We start from the raw sequence: 16,311 nt of genomic DNA on the forward strand, positions 1-16,311 counted from the left end.
GCCTGGGGCCAGATAAAACGGCCTCGCTCCAATCGTTTTGCGAGCAACCAGAGCCCGTCGTCAGTTGCCCAAAGCAGTTTCACGAGATCACCGCGACGACCGCGAAAGATGAATACATGCCAGCGCGAAAACTGCGGCGTCAGTCGCAATTAGTCTTGCGGTCGACGCCTGCAATAGTGGCGGCACTTCATGTCTAAATAGGCCAGTTACATTACCTCAGTCCCATAGTCGCAAAACTGTGGCGCCAGTCGCAATTACTCTGGCGCCCTACGCAACAAGCGTAGGGCGCCACAGTTAATGCGACGGCGCACACAAAAAATCAAAGACTTACGCGAGGCCGCGCCAAAGACGTCTTGTCGGGTGCGACGGAGTTCCCGCGACTGGCCTACTTTCACGCCAAAGTAGTAGCGTTTGGGTGCGACCCTAATTAAGAACGGCTTCATCACCGGCCCGGGCCGGCCGGAATGCGGCTCGGGCCACGAAAACGAAAACCAGCGGCCGTAGAAAGCGGGAAGATCGTCTCGGGTGGGTCGCCGCCGCCCCGAGGCTCCGAACCTGATCCGCCCCGGGCATAACGGACCCGCCTGTGATATCAGCGTGGAGCGCCATCATGAAATCGGCCCGACTTTGCCTTGCCTGCGGCAATCCGTTTCATCCCCTTTTGCGGGTCCCCAATCAACGGTACTGCTCGGCCGCGGCTTGTCAGCGGGAACGCCGGCGCCGTTGGCAACGGCGGCGACTTCGCGTCGACGCCGACTACCGGGATAACCAGGCGCGGGCGCAGGCCAAATGGCGCGCTCATCACCCGGACTACTGGCGTCAATACCGCGAGACGCACCCGGCCTACCGGGAGCGCAATTGCGCGATGCAACGGGAGCGGAATGCGCGACGAAGTTCCAGTCCAGTTGCAAACATGGACGCGTCACCTCCTTTACACCCGCTCGCATCAGGCTTCTACATTCTGCGTCGTGCCGTCGAAACGGGCGTTGCAAAGATGAACGCGTGCACCGTCCATATCGCCGTGCTGTCGGCACCAAACGGGCCACGCATACGTGATTGCAAAGAGATGACGTGATCGACTTCCGCGCCAGGCCTGCTACCTTTGCCTTGTACCCGCTCTGAATGAGACGCCACCGCAGTTGCGACGCGGTTGCGTTTCGAAAGTGACGATCTGCGTGTCCGACGCGATGCCGGGCACGCAAGCTCAGGGGAGCGAGGATTCGAAGCAGCGGGAGCAGGACCGTGTCACTCGATCACATAGACGATACCGTCGTCGCGCAGGCCCCCTCGGTACGGGCGGCCGAATACGTTCGCATGTCGACTGAGCACCAGCAGTACTCGACCGAGAACCAGCGCGACAGAATCCGGGAGTACGCCGTGCGACGCGGTCTCGAGATCGTACGCACCTACGCTGACGAGGGTAAAAGCGGTCTGCGTATCGACGGTCGGCAGGCGCTGCAGCAACTGATCAAAGACGTTGAAAGCGGCAGCGCGGATTTTCAGGTGATCCTCGTCTATGACGTGAGCCGCTGGGGGCGATTCCAGGACGCGGATGAAAGTGCGTACTACGAGTATGTCTGCCGGCGCGTCGGCATCCAGGTTACCTACTGCGCCGAACAGTTCGAAAACGACGGCTCGCCGGTATCCACCATCGTGAAAGGAGTAAAGCGGGCAATGGCCGGAGAATACAGCCGGGAATTGTCGGCCAAGGTGTTTGCCGGCCAGTGCCGGCTGATCGAGCTGGGCTTCCGGCAGGGCGGACCGGCTGGATATGGCTTACGCCGTGTGCTCATCGATCAGCACGGGATCATGAAAGGAGAACTTCAACGCGGCGAGCACAAGAGCCTGCAGACCGATCGGGTGATCCTTATGCCAGGGCCCGAGAGCGAAATCCGGATTATCAATCTCATCTACAACTGGTTTATCGACGGGTCATTGAACGAATATGAGATTGCGGCCCGGTTAAATGGCATGCGTGTTCGCACACATCTCGACCGCGAATGCACACGGGCGACTGTGCGGGAGGTACTGACCAACGAGAAATACATCGGCAATAACGTCTATAACCGCGTGTCGTTCAAGCTCAAAAAAATGCGCGTCGTCAATACTCCGGACATGTGGATCCGGAAGGAAGGTGCATTCCAGTCTATCGTACCAGGTGAGACGTTTTACACTGCACAGGGCATCATGCGGGCGCGCGCCCGGCGCTATTCGAATGAGGAACTCATCGAGCGTCTGCGAAATCTGTACCGCAATCGAGGTTTCCTGTCTGGCCTGGTTATCGACGAGACGGATGGCATGCCATCAAGCTCCGTCTACATGTACAGATTCGGCAGCCTGATCCGCGCATACCAGACCGTGGGTTTCACGCCTGGTCGCGACTACCGCTATCTCGAAACCAACCGGTTCCTCCGTCAGCTTCACCCGGAAATCATTGCGAAGACGGAGGAGAAGATCGCCGATCTCGGTGGCACGGTACATCGCGATCCGGCCACAGATATGCTCACCGTCAACCATGAGTTCACTACCTGCCTCGTTCTCGCGCGTTGCCAGACGCACGAAAATGGGCGGCATCGCTGGAAGGTCCGGTTTGACACGAGCCTGCTGCCGGACATTACGGTAGCCGTTAGGCTCGACCACGCGAATTCCGCGGCGCTCGATTATTACCTCCTGCCGCGCCTGGATTTCGGCCAGCCGCGCATCAGCCTCGCCGACCAGAACAGGATTGAGTTCGAGAGCTACCGTTTTGACACGCTTGATTATCTCTATGGCATGGCTGAGCGGGCCCGCCTCCGGAGGGTGGCATGAACCAGCAGCAACAGGCGGGTGAGGTGCGGATGATTCCGGTCGACCAGATCGAGGTCATCAATCCGCGCGAGCGTAACAACCGCGTCTTCAACGAAATCGTTGGCAACATCAGGGCGATCGGCCTCAAAAAACCGATCAAGGTCACTCCGCGATCCACTGCCGACGGCGTCGAGAAGTATCTGCTGGTGTGCGGTGAAGGCCGCCTGAAGGCCTTCCGTTCACTAGGCGAAACGACCATCCCGGCGCTGGTCGTGAATGTCAGCGACGAAGACGCATTCATCATGAGTCTCGCGGAGAATATTGCGCGTCGTCAGTGCAGGCCGCTCGAACTCCTCGCGGGCATTCGACAATTGCAGGAGCAGGGATATACGTCGAAGGTGATCGCGGAAAAAACGGGGCTCACGCAGTCATATGTCCAAGGTATCCTGATGCTACTGCATCATGGTGAAGAGCGCCTGGTCATAGCAGTGGAGAAGGGACGGATTCCACTCAACGCCGCACTGTCTATTGTCAGCGCCGGTGACGACGACACGGCAATGCAGGCTGCTCTGCAGGAAGCTTACGAATCCGGCAGGTTACGTGGCAAGCAATTGATGGATGCCCGCCGGATTATCGAGCGACGGAAAATGCTTGGGCGCTCCGCTGCCCGCAACATGTCGGGCAAGCTCGCGGATGTGACGACATCGAGCTTGGTGCGGACCTATCAACATGAAGTCGAACGCCAGAAGTCGATGGTGCGTAAGGCCGAATTCGCGCAGCAGCGGCTCATGTTCGTCGTGGGCGCGCTTCGGCAAATTTTTGCGGATGAAAACTTCGTCACTCTGCTGCGTGCAGAAGGGCTGGCAACGTTGCCGAAATATCTTGCCGAGCGAGTCTGGTCGGGCGGGAGCGTCGCATGACACGCGTAACGCTCGGTTTCATTCCCGAGCCTCTATCTGTTCCCTTGGTGTGCATCTTGCCGTCGCGCAAGATGCCGGCGACGATCATCGAATCGCGCAAGTTCAAACAGATCAAGGCCTCGATCGAGGAGATCGGACTGATTGAGCCACTGTCGGTAACTGCAGTACACCAGAGTACCGGTCAACATGTACTGCTTGATGGCCACCTGCGCCTCATTGCGATGCAGAAGCTCGGATTTATCGAGGTATCGTGCCTGGTTGCAACCGACGACGAAAGCTACACGTACAACAATCGCGTCAATCGGTTGTCCACCATCCAGGAGCACTATATGATCCGGCGCGTCGTCGAACGGGGCGTGTCGCCGGAGAGGCTGGCAAAGGCCCTCGCTATGGACGTGTCCATGATCCTGAAGAAGCTTTCGCTGCTGGACGGCATATGTCCTGAAGCCGCCGAACTGCTGGGAGACCGCCAGTTCTCAGTAGACCTCGCTCGCGCAATTCGAAAAATGAAGCCGACTCGGCAAGTCGAATGCGTCGAACTGATGATAGCGGCGAACAACGTGACCGTGCCTTATGCCGAAGCGCTGCTTGTCGCAACACCCGCAGCACGCCTGGTTGATGGAAAGAAGCCGCCAAAGCTGACCGGCGTCACCCCTGAACAGATGGCGAAGATGGAGCGGGAGATGAGCAATCTGCAAGGGCAATACAAACTTGTCGAGCAGACCTACGGACAGGATGTGCTGAACCTGGTGCTCGCAAAGGGATATCTCGCCAGGCTTGTGGAGAACCAACTGGTAGCTCAATACCTGCGGCAACGCCAACCAGACCTACTGGCTCAGTTCGAAACGATTGTCGAGACGGTGTCGCTTGAGCAGCAGCAATTCAGCGTTCTCACCTAGCCGGATGAGCGCGCGCGAGCCGGATCAAGGCAATCCATACTGCACAGCCTTCTTTTCATCCTTGAACGCACTGACCGCTTGCGCACCCAACCGGATCGGCGCAAAACACGCTGCTTCTACATAGGCCGTGTCGAAGTAAAACTGCAGACTCCCGTCTGTCCGTGCGGCCAACGTAAACGGCTTCGACATCAGATACTCATCATTAAACGTCGACGCATCGAGGCAATCAGATTTCCCAGCATTGATCCGCTTGAACTCAGCCATGATGGGGACAACCGATTCCTTTGTCAGAAACAGGCTACCGCCATCGTGATGTCCTACTGCATACACCTCGTTCAGATCGAATCGCTTGCCATCTTTGATGCGATATGAAATGCCATACTGGTACGCGTTAGGATGCGCGCCGTCGCACTGCGAACTCCCGGTCACTTCGAACCCAACGATGCTCGGCGTCTCAATCGTCTTCTTTATATCGGCGCGATATTGCGCCGTTGCACCCATGCCGCTCGCGTTGTCTACACATTCCTTCGCGTCCTTAAGAATACCGGCGCGCAACGATTGTAATGATGCGTCCAGCGGCGCAGTGTGCTGATTCAGCGCCGGTATCGCCGATACTGATGCCTTCATACCGCCTGCGTGAGCGACTGGGGCGAGCGAACCGAGCACAAGAGTCAGAGACGCTGCTATAAGGTTTCGATAATTCATGAAATATCCGGATTTCTGGCTGAGGATCAAGAACGAATGGGCATCTTCGTGGGGTGGCACCCTATGAATTGCCGAAAAGGTGCCTATGAACATCATTCAGTGCATATCGACCTTCGTCACGGGCGCCTCGTTGACTTCGTCGAAAATTTTGTTCGAAAAGTTCTTGTATCTGAAGCCTGGCATTCTTTATCGAAAATTATCTTCCCATTTTTCGATACATAGAGTTCACCCGGCCAGACCGAGGACACGACATACGTGTACGGCTCCTTCGAGAACTTCAAATGCAGGCCACGAATACTTCCTTCGGATACGTCGGTGATCTCGACCGTCTTGGCAGGCGGAACATTCTCGGGCGGAAATACGAAGACATCGTCCTTGCTACCGTATCGGTATTGCACGTAGCCCCGGCCAGGGTCGGGGTTGTTCTTTGCACAGATGGAAACGGTCTTCCCGTTCTCCAGCGGACAACTGAAATAAATCTCCTCGCCTTCGTTGCAAAGCGTCTGGTCATCCTGCGACAACTGAGTCTTCGCATTCGCCACGTCATATCTAACGAGAGACAACAAAACAACCGTGAACAATCCTGCCATACGTATCACTTCAATCCCTCCCAGTTATGAATCGAGGCGAAGTTATTTCGCCGGTCAACGATTTCGTTTATGTTCTCCCGGCTGATCGGGTGGTCAGGATGATGTGCGAAAAGCTCAGGATTGATCTCTCGGGTGCCATCCGATGCGGTCATCACTTGGCGGGTGGCCGTCGTACTGGATTTTGCCTGTCGTGTTGCAGGCTGGGCAGGACACGCTATCGCCTTCGTGTGCAACATCCCGCCCGCTCGATTGAATCGTGGTCACCGTAGCTTGGACCGTGCCGTTATTTGACAAGCATAAACCGGTCAGCGTAGGTCAATAGCATTGGGCCGAACCGACCACGATGCTCGTAGTTGCCTCGGCCCATTAGACCGTGGCATTCTTCGTCAATCGCACTTTTCCCCTGAGCGAATGGCGCACCGACTCAAATCACGAAATCATCCTTCCTCAACCGGTACGCCGAACGATGTCCAGGAGAATCTCTCGGACGACGTTAAGGATCGGTTGCGGCACGCGCAGATTGTCCAGCTAGAAGGCAAAGTAGCCGAGTTAGAGTGCGCGCAGTTTACGGTGACAACCGATTGGAACGGAAATAGTTTTAACCACGGAACAATGCGTTCGTTTCGATTTCAGGTGAATGGCGTCTTCGTTGTCCTATATACGCCGAAAGATTGCATTCCCTACTACAGTAAGGTGGAGTTACCGCTTGCGGAGGGCGACAGCATATGCCTGGCGATTGCGTCAGAGGCATTGTCTGGCCGACATCTTGTCTATGGTTTTCGCAATACTGCCGACCCGCGTGTCTTCGTAGCGTTCGCGGCCGGCTCCCTCGAGGGGACCATGCCGGACAGTCAGATTTACTACCTACCGCGGCTCCCTCGGTTTTGGGGAAAAAGCAGATGGAAACAGGCCTCTGTGTTCGGCGCGTTCGCGGTATTGGCCTTCACTCTGTTCGCATATCTAGGACACGGTGAGCCGAGCGGAAACGGATTGTCAGCGACCGTGGTGTTCAATTCGATCTTCGGAATTGCGTGCGCGAGCTATTTACTGACTATCACGTACGGAGCGCTGCGCTGGCGATTAAGTTTGCCGACACGTCGCCAGCGTAATCTTCTTGCAGTATTGAGTGCCTTTGAAGTGCCCGCTCAAGATCCAAACAAGGGCACAATATGCGCGGCCTAGTCCGTTTCCGTCAGGTGATTGCTGACGAGCTATGAGGCTGCACCGAACAGCCGCTCCTGCCCGTTGCGTGCCGCACGCGGTTGCTCATGGCGTTGTTCGGGACATGCTATGGCGAGCGGCGAATCGCTGCCACCAGTAGGTCAATTTTTCGCACCCTTCCATTAATGGAACGGCTTCAGGTGCCTGCATGAAGCATGCGAACATTGGAGCGGCGTAAAGATCAGCAATTGTCACGTCGCCGCCAATCAGAAACTCTCGGTCGTCGGACAGCCGGGTCAATTCAGACAGACATACAGCGGCACACGGTAGCGCGGCGGCGATCTTCCGCTCATCTGCCAACCGGCCTTCGCGAGCTGAAACCACGCGTTCAACGTATATGTCCCAAACGAGCGTTCGGTAAGCATAGGAGTCCAGTATCCCAACGATCTGGTTCGCCTTGGCGCGGGCTCTCGGATCTGTCGGTTGCAGTTTGCATCCGGGAAAAACGTCGTCGATATAGCGAACAATCGCGCCGGTCTCGTAAAGATAGAAATCGCCATGCTCGAAGGCTGGAATACGGCCGAACGGGTGACGCGTCAAATGCTCCCGCGGAACACCCGTCTCTGCGAATACATCCACTTCGATCAGGTCATATTTGACCTGTTTCTCTTCCAGTGCAAGCCGGACGATCCGCACATAGACACTCCATGCGGCTCCGTATAGTTTCACCATGTCAGTAGTCGGCACAGCCCCCCCAGTCGGCCCGCGAAAATGACGGCGGCGACAGCCCGCACGACTATCAAGATCCCCATTCATGGAGCCGTCCCTTTTGGCGGATTCGAACGGAACAATCGATCGTGGGCAAACGTATACCATTCCCCGCTCGCACTCAAGAACACGTTGTCATTGGTCCAACGAACCTCGTCGAGATCAAGTGCGTTACCGATGGACAAAACTACCGGCTGCGGCTTCCGGAAGTCATACATGGATACCGACGGAGGTTTGGAGAAGCCGCCGACGAAGTCCTCGATGATGATGCGGTTGGCCGGTTTGTGCGCCGTATCGCCATCTGTGAAATAAGCGTAACGCGACCCGTAGAGCTGGTCGAAGTGTGTCCCCCTCAATGTCACATTAAAGGTCACTGGAGCGGCCCCCTGAATCACCGGACACAGTCTCCCACTTAAAATAGCGGGTAGGCATACGACTGTGTTTTTGACTAACACCAAGCAAGAAGTGATGGAAGTGTTGACGGGGCCGGAGCGCCGGCGGCGATGGTCAGCGGAGGAAAAGCTGGCGATGGTGCGAGAGAGTTTCGAGCCGGGTAAGTCCGTCTCGATGGTTGCACGCCAGCACGGCGTCAATCCGAACCAGCTATTTCACTGGCGCAAGCTATATCAGGACGGCAGTCTTTCAGCCGTTAGCGCCGGCGAAGAAGTGGTGCCCGCGTCCGAGTTGAGCGATGCACTGAAGCAAATCAGGGAACTGCAACGCTTGCTGGGAAAGAAAACCATGGAGAACGAGATTCTTCGTGAGGCGGTGGAGGTGGCGAAGTCGCGAAAATGGATTGCGCGCTCGCCCTCATTGCCGGGGGACGAGCAGTGAAGCAGGTCTGCGACGTTCTCGGTGTAGCGCGCTCAAATGTGGCGGCAAGGCTTGCTCGTCCAGCCGACTGGCAGGATGGGCGCAGCGCCAGGAAGACGGAAGATGTCGGCCTGGTTGAAGAGATTCGGCAGACCGTTACTGACCTGCCAAGCTACGGCTATCGCCGGTTCTGGGGTATGTTGCGCCGTAAAAGGGAGGGCCGGGATATGGCTCCAGTGAACGCCAAACGCGTGTATCGGGTGATGCGCGTTCACGGCTTGCTGCTACAACGCAAACCTTCGCCACCACGGCCGCAGCGTCGACACGATGGCAAGGTCGCGGTGGCGAAGAGCAACCAGCGGTGGTGCTCTGATGGGTTCGAGTTTCGCTGCGACAACGGTGAGCCATTGCGCGTGACGTTTGCCCTGGATTGCTGCGACCGTGAAGCGATGAGCTGGGCGGCGACGACCGGCGGTCACAGCGGCGATGTGGTACGTGACGTGATGCTTGCAGCTGTCGAGAACCGATTCGGTAAAGCCTTGAAGGCGCCGGCTGAAATCGAGTGGTTGACGGACAACGGTTCGGGCTATACGGCGGAAAAGACTCGAAGCTTCGCATCGTCCATCGGGCTAAAACCATTGACCACGCCGGTCTGCAGCCCACAAAGTAACGGAATGGCGGAAAGCTTCGTGAAGACGATGAAGCGTGACTATGTCGCCTTCATGCCGAAGCCCGACGCAGCAACTGCCGCGCACAATCTCGCCGTCGCGTTTGAGCACTACAACGAGCGTCATCCTCATAGTGCGCTGAAGTACCGATCGCCACGCGAGTTCAGGCGCAGGACCGATTCATCAACTCAAGTGTGAGGCGGTGTCCGGAGGTACAGGGGCAAATACAGTCACGCCGTCCGCCTGCGCTTTCCCAATCTTCGAAATCGACACTACGCCCGCCGTTGTCTGGATAGCATCGTGATCCGTTCCAGAAACCTGTGCGTAGCTATTCATACAGCACGCGACGAGAAGTGTTACGACGATTGGTGACTTCAACAAAATGCTCCATACGACTATCGACTCGTGGTCGGAAACCGGTTCATCAAAGCACTACGGGACGCCTATTCGGGTGCTATGTTCCGTTGCATCAGAAACTCCCAAGTGTCGTTCATGAGCAACGGAAAGCCGTACCACGGTGCCGACGGTACGCGGGCGTGCAATGGCGGATGGAGGGCTTCGCAGGACGCAGCACGGCCGTACCCGACGAGTTCAGTGACGCGCGAGCTAGCGTTGCTGAGGAGGTCATCCGGAGATAGATTCCAGATGAAGTCGGAATCTCCGCTCTGCGAATACGCCCGCAGGACTGCGCGACCGACCGACGGCGCATACCAATACACTTCCTTGCTGTAGCCGGTGACGGTGCAGTCGGCATCGCCGCATTTCTGGACTTGCAACAGCTTGCTTGAAGAGTGCGGATTGCTTTTCGTCCAGGCAGTGTTGCGCTCGATCACAAACGTATCGAAGGTCCCAGCGCCAACATGTCGTTTCTCAGTGCCAATGACATGACTTTGGGAAATGGCGTGATAGGTGAACTGCCACTCGGCATCGCCACCGAGATGCGAGGTGAGGTCTTCTGTGAACTCGTCGGACCACTTCCTGTCCTTCGCGAGCGGGAATACAAGCAGTTTTCGCTGCCCGCGCCGGGTCGCGTTGACCGACGTATACGTGGCGGTCTGTTCATCGATGCGCGTGATTGCACCGGGGCCACCGATGTCATAGCTTGCAATACCTGCGGACACACCTTTAAGCGTCATGGTGGATGGCTGGGGAGATCCGATGCTATAGCACCATGTCGTACCGGAGGCCGGCAGTGTTCTCGAAGGTGCTGCGAGCACTTCGGCGGCGGTGGCGTTCAATTGTGAACTGCACAGGGCCAAGTACACCGCGGAGCAGCGCACGAGTAGCTTGACGTGTTGCGACGGAATACGAAACATAGACGGTTGGACGTATTAAGCAGGAGTGCATCATGCCAGCAAAACACGAGAACCGAAAACGTCTTTAGCGGAATATGCGAAACGCATGAGTGGAGCAAACAAAGCCCGTGCCGTCTGCATCGCTCTCCGCAAAATCGATTAGCCTCGATACTTATGCGTGTCATTCTTGCGGGGCGGTCACATCAAAGGTCTTTCCCCAAACCTTTGCCTTCCCGATGCCATTGCATCCGCAAAATTGCTGACCAAGGCAAAATATTGCTGCGCATCTTTACCGCGGCTCGAATCACACAATCAATGCGCTAGGCATATTCGCCTCGAGTGTCGCTCGTGAAGTCGTTCTGCCGAACCATTTGCCGCTACTATTCGTAGCGACGCATTCAAGAAAACGATAATGGCAGAAACAATCCCACTTGAACGTGATGGCCGCGCATTGGCAATCAAGGTACTCGAAGGAGCAATCGAGCACTACCGGGTGGCCGTAACGATTCCGGCGACCCAGGGTCGCGTGCGCTTCCTTGTTGACGGAACGAGAATCGACGGAGAGCTGCGGTGGCTTCACGCTGACTCACAGTCGCTGCAGGCCATGGCGGATGAACGCATTCGCGTCTCGGCCGGCACTTATCAAAAGGCCGACGGCACACACGAGCTAGACTGGTTGATCTGCCCAGGATATCCGACGGTTGCGCGGCAAGCGCGGGAAACCCTGATACGTCAAACATGGCGAGAGATGCCAACCACGTTGAAGTTTTTGGGCTTCGGCTCGACCGTCGCGGGCCTTATGTTTCTCCTGATGCTCAAGGTTCCATCCGGTTGGGTGCCCCTCTTCGGAATCGCAGGAGTATTGGCAGTCTGCGTCGCAGCATTCGCGTTGCTGATGGGAGTTAGCGAAATCGCAACGCTATGGAATTGCTTCCGGCGTCGCCATGTACTCGAGCTTATGGAGTCGGTGAGGGCCAGGTATCTCGCGCAATCGGCCGTACCAGCGCAGGAGCACTCAACTGGAGAGTCTCGTGTCAGCTGAACTACCCGTCATCAGGAGGATTGAGGGTCGTCTGAAAGGTGTCACGCTGGACACGTCCAACGCTTTTGCGAACACGTCTTTCATGGAGTTCGCGACCTACAGGTTTGAGCTAGCAGGGGAAAAGCTGGCATTTTTCACCGGTCACTGGCAATGGCAACCGGAGCCTTTTCTTGCAGAAGGCGACCGCGTGGTGGTTGCCGTGCTGGACGAGGTGCTCGGCGACGCAAAACGCGTGTACGCGCTGAAGAATGTCGAAGACGAATGCACTTATGTGGCCCACTATCGGTGGCAAGGCACGGACGCACGCATTGCCGCAACGCGCATTCCGCCGAAGAGTGAGCATCGCTACGTGCTCGTCGTCACTGCGTTGCTACTGACGCTGTTCCTGCTTTTTGCCGTGGCGCAGCGGAAAGACCCCGCGATGGTCGCATTCTTCTCATCCGGCTTACTGGCTGTCTGGTTTGCAATCGCAATACCGTTCTTTGCGTTGCGCTGGCGCTGGCAAGCCGGCTTTCCGACGCGCCGGCAACGGATCGTCGCCACCGTCTACGCACTTCTGAACCTCGGCTCGCCGCTCTCGCCCAGCGGGGACATTCAGTCTGTGTAACCACGAGGTGCTCCAGGCGATCGTCGGCTGGGGCGTACCATCGAGACAGTCAAGGCTACGATCGGCAGCGATGGATCGCTGCTGCTGTCTGCGCCATGCGTTCGTGCTCCTTAGCCTCGCATGCTGCAATTAACATCTGGGGACCGACCTTACCAAGGTCGAATTCGATACGGGCGGGAGAAAGCAGAGCAGGCTGGAAAGATCCGCCCGTCGGCTATTGGCCTGGTGTTTTACAGCCCGGTGCCGATCGGCGCCAGGGTCCAAAAGGATAATAGATGTAACGCACCCGGATGCAGCTGCGCGATGCACTGCCGCTTCTGCTGGCGAGCGCTGCAGTTTACAACCCAACCAATCGCCGAGAACAGAACATTAACCGATGAGCTCCAATCCAATCGTTTCGCAAGATCGGCCGCCCGCCCGAACCACCGACAAACGCATGTCGGCCGAAGATTTACCTTATCCGCTCGGCTGGCGCCGCGCCGACGATCCTGTCGGCGACAACCGGCTCTATGGATTGCTCGGCAACGAGGCCGTCTTCGAGCATATCGGGCTTCGCCCGTGCATCAACCTGGCCAGCAAGGATGAAGAGCGGGCCGTCGGTGGACGTCTCAATGGCGAAATGTTCGCGGGCTTAAAGAAGGTTTTTGGCTCAATAACCGATATTGAAGTCGGGCGCTCTGGTTCGCCGGCATCGATGACGAACGATGCCGAGTTTGCCACTTTCGGCTCCGGGCGATGGGTGCCCTCGACCGACGACGATGCACACTTCTTCGCGTTTCGCTCGCGCGACGCCGAGTGGGTCGGCTTCCGGTGGCATGACGAAAGTTTTCGCTTTCGCAGGACGTCTCTTCTGGGTTTCGCCCTCGAAACAGCCATGCCTGCACGCTCCTCGGGATATTTCCAGTTATGGGCCGTTTGCATCTTACGCGACGAGCAGACATCCAAGGCGTGGCCTCACAACGTCGAAGCCAAGAACTTCGTGTTCAACGGGCAGTGGACAGCCGAAGTCGCGTTTGAACTACTCAGCGTCATGACAAGTGTGGCCAGCTTTTTGGGCACGACGTTGACGGCGCGGCAGTTTAGTGACGTTTGATCTTGGTAAGTGCCGCCGGGTGGCCACTGCACTTTCGAATCCGCCGTTCAGTACCCAAAAAAGGAATGGCCGCAGAGCATGGCCGATTCAACGCGGGAGCGCTACGTCAGACTTTGGAAAGCGCGTTCAGGTACGCTTGTCGTCTTGGTTTGCGGCGCGTTGTTATGTCCTGTCAGGTCGCGGTCGGATGAAAGCAAGGATCAACGCGACTGCCGCCGCTGCAAGAAATAGCCAGCACAGTATCCAAGCTATAGTTTCGACGGAATCTGGAATACCCGTTGCATGACTGCCACTGACACTACCACCGGCAATCGCTATTGCAAGGAAACCCAGAAACGGTGCCGCAGCCAGATATGCAATCGCCGAGAGCAAAAGCCGACCACGAGATAGGAAAGTCCAGACATCCTGTGACTTGCGCTTCATGACCGCAATCCTAATAGGGATGTACACCAGTGAACATACGCTGTATAGCCATGCAACAAGGAAACAGAGCGCACTGAATAGGATGGGGTCCACGGACGATCTCACATCAAGTAAAGGATTTGAACAGGCCGATCACGATTCAGCAAGGCTCGGGTGGCGACTTCTGCCCTCGAGCCTGTCAGATATTTCGTGTGAAGAGGTCATGAGACGATAACGGAAATAACGTCCAATGACCGACACAAACGTGACCAAGAAGAGCAAGAACCCGAAGGCGCCGAAGCTGTTCCCCGATGAACTGATCGATCAACTGCTGGCGCAGGTGCAGAACAAGGATGCCGAGTCGATCCTCGGCGAATCGGGCCTGGCCGGGCAACTGAAGAAGCAACTGGCCGAGCGCATGCTGGCAGCGGAGCTCACGCACCACCTGCAAACGGAAGCCGAGCAAGGCCAAAGCGGCAATCACCGCAACGGCACGAGCGCCAAGACGGTGATCACGCCCAATGGCGAGTTAAAGCTCGATATTCCGCGTGACCGGCAGGCCACGTTTGAGCCGCAATTAGTGGGCAAATATCAACGCCGGCTGCCGGGCTTTGACGACCACGTTATCAGCATGTACGCGCGCGGCATGAGCGTGCGCGAGATTCAGGGCCATTTGCTGGAGCTGTACGGCTTGCAGGTGTCGCCCGATTTGATTTCCACCGTCACGGACGAAGTGCTGGCCGAAGTCGAGCAATGGCAGCAACGGCCGCTCGAGGCGATGTATCCGATCGTCTATTTCGACGCCCTGCGCTTGAAGATCCGCGACGAAGGCACGGTCAGGAACAAGGCGGTGTATCTGGCGCTCGGTATTCGCGCCGACGGGCGCAAGGAAGTGCTGGGCCTATGGATCGAGCAAACCGAAGGCGCCAAGTTCTGGCTGAAGGTCTTTAACGAGCTGAGAAACCGCGGCCTGCACGACATTCTGATTGCGGTTGTCGACGGCTTGCGCGGCTTTCCTGAGGCGATTGAAGCAGTGTTTCCGGCTGCCCAAATCCAGACCTGCATCGTGCATTTGATCCGCAATTCGCTCAATCTGGCGGGCTGGAAGGACCGTAAGCCGTTGGCCGCCGCGCTCAAGCCGATCTATCAGGCTGCTTCGGCCGAAGCCGCTGCCGCGGCGCTCGATGCCTTTGCACACAGCGAGTGGGGCCGCAAATTCCCCACTGTCGCGGCGATGTGGCAACGCCAATGGGAGCAGGTGATTCCTTTCTTTGCCTATCCGCCGGAAGTGCGCAAGATCATTTACACGACAAATGCCATTGAGAGCATGCATATGCAGCTGCGCAAGATCGTGAAGAACCGCGGCCACTTCCCGAGCGACGAAGCCGCCAGCAAGCTGCTGTATCTGGCCTTGCGCAACATCGAAAAGGATTGGAAGATGCCGCCTATCACCTGGCGGCAAGCGGTCAATCAGTTCGCCATCCTGTTCGGCGAGCGGTTCACCTCCGCCATCAGCTGAGGTTTTTTAACCGACCTCGACACACAAGATTTCGGATACCTCCCTGCCCTCCGATTTACTGGAAATTACCACGACGAAAGCAAGATGAACTCATGATGTCTCCGACACGCTGGCTCACGTGCCAATAATCGACGATCTTTGCGCGCTGCGGCGAACCTCTGTACTGTCGAACGTTGTCCGGCGTAGACCTTGAGGAAGCATCACTCGCGGCAGTTGGTCTTGTCATCAAGGCTATCTTTACGGCGACCTTTAGTTACCAAGTCGTCAGACTGGTCGAAGATCAGCGGGCGACTGATGCGCAGGAACTAACGAAGGCGCATATTCGGATCGTCAAGCTCGAAGAACGAGTTGATGTGAGACGCCACTTCGAGATGAAGTGGGCACACATCGTTCGCGGTGCGACCCATCCGCGTCGCGAGAAAGGGACTCTGGCGTACCGGTACATCGAATCGCTGATCGACGATTTTGAGGAGGAGTGCCACGAAGAGGACGATCCGACGCTACTGTACATCGCGAGAAACATGACGCTGTATCAAGGGATTTGGGGTAGTCCGGCCGGCCTGCAGGAGATTGATCACTACTCGGCGCAGGAATGCGCGAAACGGACAAAGCCACCGCGGCGACAGCGTCGGCAAGTGCCTTTGAAAATCGAGGCTGGGTCGGCGGCGTCGGCGTAGGTGCCGTGTGACCGGCGGCGCAATGCGTGTGATTCGCAGAATCTAGCGAAAATACGACCAGGCATCACCGAAAACGGCTTACCAAGCGCCAGTTAGCCTAAGAATTAGATTCGGTTCTGCGTGAATCGCCGCCAGCGATCATCTATCGATTGACCTGGTCCCGCAACGCGTACGCTGTTCATGATCGGTAAGCGCGCAGAAATGGGCGTCTAGCACTCAGCGATCTGTGCGTGCAGGCTATGTCCACTGCGTATTTCACACCAAGCTGGACAGCGATTTCGCGCCAAGCTGGACAGGCATTTCACGCGAAGGTGGGCACGGATTTCACGGCAAGCTGGACAGCGATTTCACGCGAAGCTGGACAG

18 protein-coding genes are annotated in these 16,311 nt (G+C 57.0%); 11 read left to right on the forward strand and 7 right to left on the reverse strand.

Features of this window, described 5'->3' with window-relative positions:
• Positions 1 to 83 (reverse strand): IS66 family insertion sequence element accessory protein TnpB (tnpB, locus tag ACTJLC_RS31005; protein WP_440846277.1); only part of this gene is annotated, 83 nt, incomplete at its 3' end.
• Between the two features lie 527 nt (positions 84 to 610).
• Between tnpB and ACTJLC_RS31010 the strand changes: the two genes are divergently transcribed.
• The 4 genes from ACTJLC_RS31010 to ACTJLC_RS31025 all read left to right on the forward strand — a co-directional run bounded on the left by ACTJLC_RS31010 (position 611) and on the right by ACTJLC_RS31025 (position 4,606).
• Positions 611 to 1,075 (forward strand): hypothetical protein, encoded by a 465-nt coding sequence (locus tag ACTJLC_RS31010; RefSeq protein ID WP_440846247.1) that lies wholly within the window; start codon positions 611 to 613, stop codon positions 1,073 to 1,075.
• Positions 1,076 to 1,242: 167 nt separating this feature from the next.
• A complete protein-coding gene (locus tag ACTJLC_RS31015) occupies positions 1,243 to 2,808 on the forward strand; it encodes a recombinase family protein (protein ID WP_440846249.1) in 1,566 nt (521 codons plus the stop codon).
• Positions 2,805 to 3,707: a ParB/RepB/Spo0J family partition protein gene (locus ACTJLC_RS31020; RefSeq protein WP_440846251.1), complete on the forward strand. Its 903-nt coding sequence runs from the start codon at positions 2,805 to 2,807 to the stop codon at positions 3,705 to 3,707. Before ACTJLC_RS31015 ends, ACTJLC_RS31020 begins: the two co-directional genes overlap by 4 nt.
• Positions 3,704 to 4,606, forward strand: coding sequence for a plasmid partitioning protein RepB C-terminal domain-containing protein (locus tag ACTJLC_RS31025; RefSeq protein WP_440846253.1), 903 nt, complete (start codon positions 3,704 to 3,706; stop codon positions 4,604 to 4,606). The genes ACTJLC_RS31020 and ACTJLC_RS31025 overlap by 4 nt, the downstream gene beginning before the upstream one ends.
• 24 nt (positions 4,607 to 4,630) lie before the next feature.
• Here ACTJLC_RS31025 and ACTJLC_RS31030 read toward each other — a convergent pair whose 3' ends face one another.
• The 3 genes from ACTJLC_RS31030 to ACTJLC_RS31040 all read right to left on the reverse strand — a co-directional run bounded on the left by ACTJLC_RS31030 (position 4,631) and on the right by ACTJLC_RS31040 (position 6,137).
• Positions 4,631 to 5,233 (reverse strand): hypothetical protein, encoded by a 603-nt coding sequence (locus ACTJLC_RS31030; RefSeq protein WP_440846255.1) that lies wholly within the window; start codon positions 5,231 to 5,233, stop codon positions 4,631 to 4,633.
• 194 nt (positions 5,234 to 5,427) lie between these two features.
• Entirely contained in the window at positions 5,428 to 5,901 is a 474-nt protein-coding gene (locus ACTJLC_RS31035) for a hypothetical protein (protein ID WP_440846257.1), read from the reverse strand.
• A 5-nt stretch (positions 5,902 to 5,906) separates the two neighbouring features.
• Positions 5,907 to 6,137: a hypothetical protein gene (locus ACTJLC_RS31040; RefSeq protein ID WP_440846259.1), complete on the reverse strand. Its 231-nt coding sequence runs from the start codon at positions 6,135 to 6,137 to the stop codon at positions 5,907 to 5,909.
• 175 nt (positions 6,138 to 6,312) lie between these two features.
• On the opposite strand from ACTJLC_RS31040, the gene ACTJLC_RS31045 reads away from it, so the two are divergent.
• Entirely contained in the window at positions 6,313 to 7,083 is a 771-nt protein-coding gene (locus ACTJLC_RS31045; RefSeq protein ID WP_440846261.1) for a hypothetical protein, read from the forward strand.
• Positions 7,084 to 7,167: 84 nt separating this feature from the next.
• Here the strand turns inward: ACTJLC_RS31045 and ACTJLC_RS31050 are convergent, their stop codons facing one another.
• Complete coding sequence (locus tag ACTJLC_RS31050; RefSeq protein WP_440846263.1) at positions 7,168 to 7,794, reverse strand: glutathione S-transferase family protein; 627 nt, start codon at positions 7,792 to 7,794, stop codon at positions 7,168 to 7,170.
• 80 nt (positions 7,795 to 7,874) lie between these two features.
• A complete protein-coding gene (locus ACTJLC_RS31055) occupies positions 7,875 to 8,204 on the reverse strand; it encodes a hypothetical protein (protein ID WP_440846265.1) in 330 nt (109 codons plus the stop codon).
• A gap of 94 nt (positions 8,205 to 8,298) precedes the next feature.
• Between ACTJLC_RS31055 and ACTJLC_RS31060 the strand changes: the two genes are divergently transcribed.
• Positions 8,299 to 9,509 (forward strand): IS3 family transposase gene (locus tag ACTJLC_RS31060; protein ID WP_440846279.1). Its coding sequence is split into 2 segments (ribosomal slippage): positions 8,299 to 8,605 and positions 8,605 to 9,509, totalling 1,212 coding nucleotides; the frame shifts between segments, so codons are not numbered across the junction.
• A gap of 245 nt (positions 9,510 to 9,754) precedes the next feature.
• Here ACTJLC_RS31060 and ACTJLC_RS31065 read toward each other — a convergent pair.
• Positions 9,755 to 10,549 (reverse strand): hypothetical protein, encoded by a 795-nt coding sequence (locus tag ACTJLC_RS31065; protein WP_440846267.1) that lies wholly within the window; start codon positions 10,547 to 10,549, stop codon positions 9,755 to 9,757.
• A 469-nt stretch (positions 10,550 to 11,018) separates the two neighbouring features.
• Between ACTJLC_RS31065 and ACTJLC_RS31070 the strand changes: the two genes are divergently transcribed.
• The 5 genes from ACTJLC_RS31070 to ACTJLC_RS31090 all read left to right on the forward strand — a co-directional run bounded on the left by ACTJLC_RS31070 (position 11,019) and on the right by ACTJLC_RS31090 (position 15,946).
• Positions 11,019 to 11,648, forward strand: coding sequence for a hypothetical protein (locus ACTJLC_RS31070; protein ID WP_440846269.1), 630 nt, complete (start codon positions 11,019 to 11,021; stop codon positions 11,646 to 11,648).
• Positions 11,638 to 12,255, forward strand: a complete 618-nt coding sequence (locus ACTJLC_RS31075) for a hypothetical protein (RefSeq protein ID WP_440846271.1) — start codon at positions 11,638 to 11,640, stop codon at positions 12,253 to 12,255. Before ACTJLC_RS31070 ends, ACTJLC_RS31075 begins: the two co-directional genes overlap by 11 nt.
• Positions 12,256 to 12,631: 376 nt before the next feature.
• On the forward strand, positions 12,632 to 13,348 hold the full coding sequence (locus ACTJLC_RS31080) for a hypothetical protein (protein ID WP_440846273.1): 717 nt from the start codon (positions 12,632 to 12,634) through the stop codon (positions 13,346 to 13,348).
• Between the two features lie 652 nt (positions 13,349 to 14,000).
• Positions 14,001 to 15,269, forward strand: coding sequence for an IS256 family transposase (locus ACTJLC_RS31085; RefSeq protein WP_208648180.1), 1,269 nt, complete (start codon positions 14,001 to 14,003; stop codon positions 15,267 to 15,269).
• 173 nt (positions 15,270 to 15,442) lie between these two features.
• Positions 15,443 to 15,946 carry a hypothetical protein gene (locus ACTJLC_RS31090; protein WP_440846275.1) on the forward strand — a complete coding sequence of 168 codons (504 nt, stop codon included), beginning with the start codon at positions 15,443 to 15,445 and terminating at the stop codon, positions 15,944 to 15,946.
• Positions 15,947 to 16,311: the final 365 nt, after the last annotated feature.

The sequence above is a fragment of the Paraburkholderia sp. 22099 genome, from assembly GCF_052045835.1.
In the GTDB taxonomy this organism is placed as follows: Bacteria; Pseudomonadota; Gammaproteobacteria; order Burkholderiales; family Burkholderiaceae; genus Paraburkholderia; species Paraburkholderia terricola.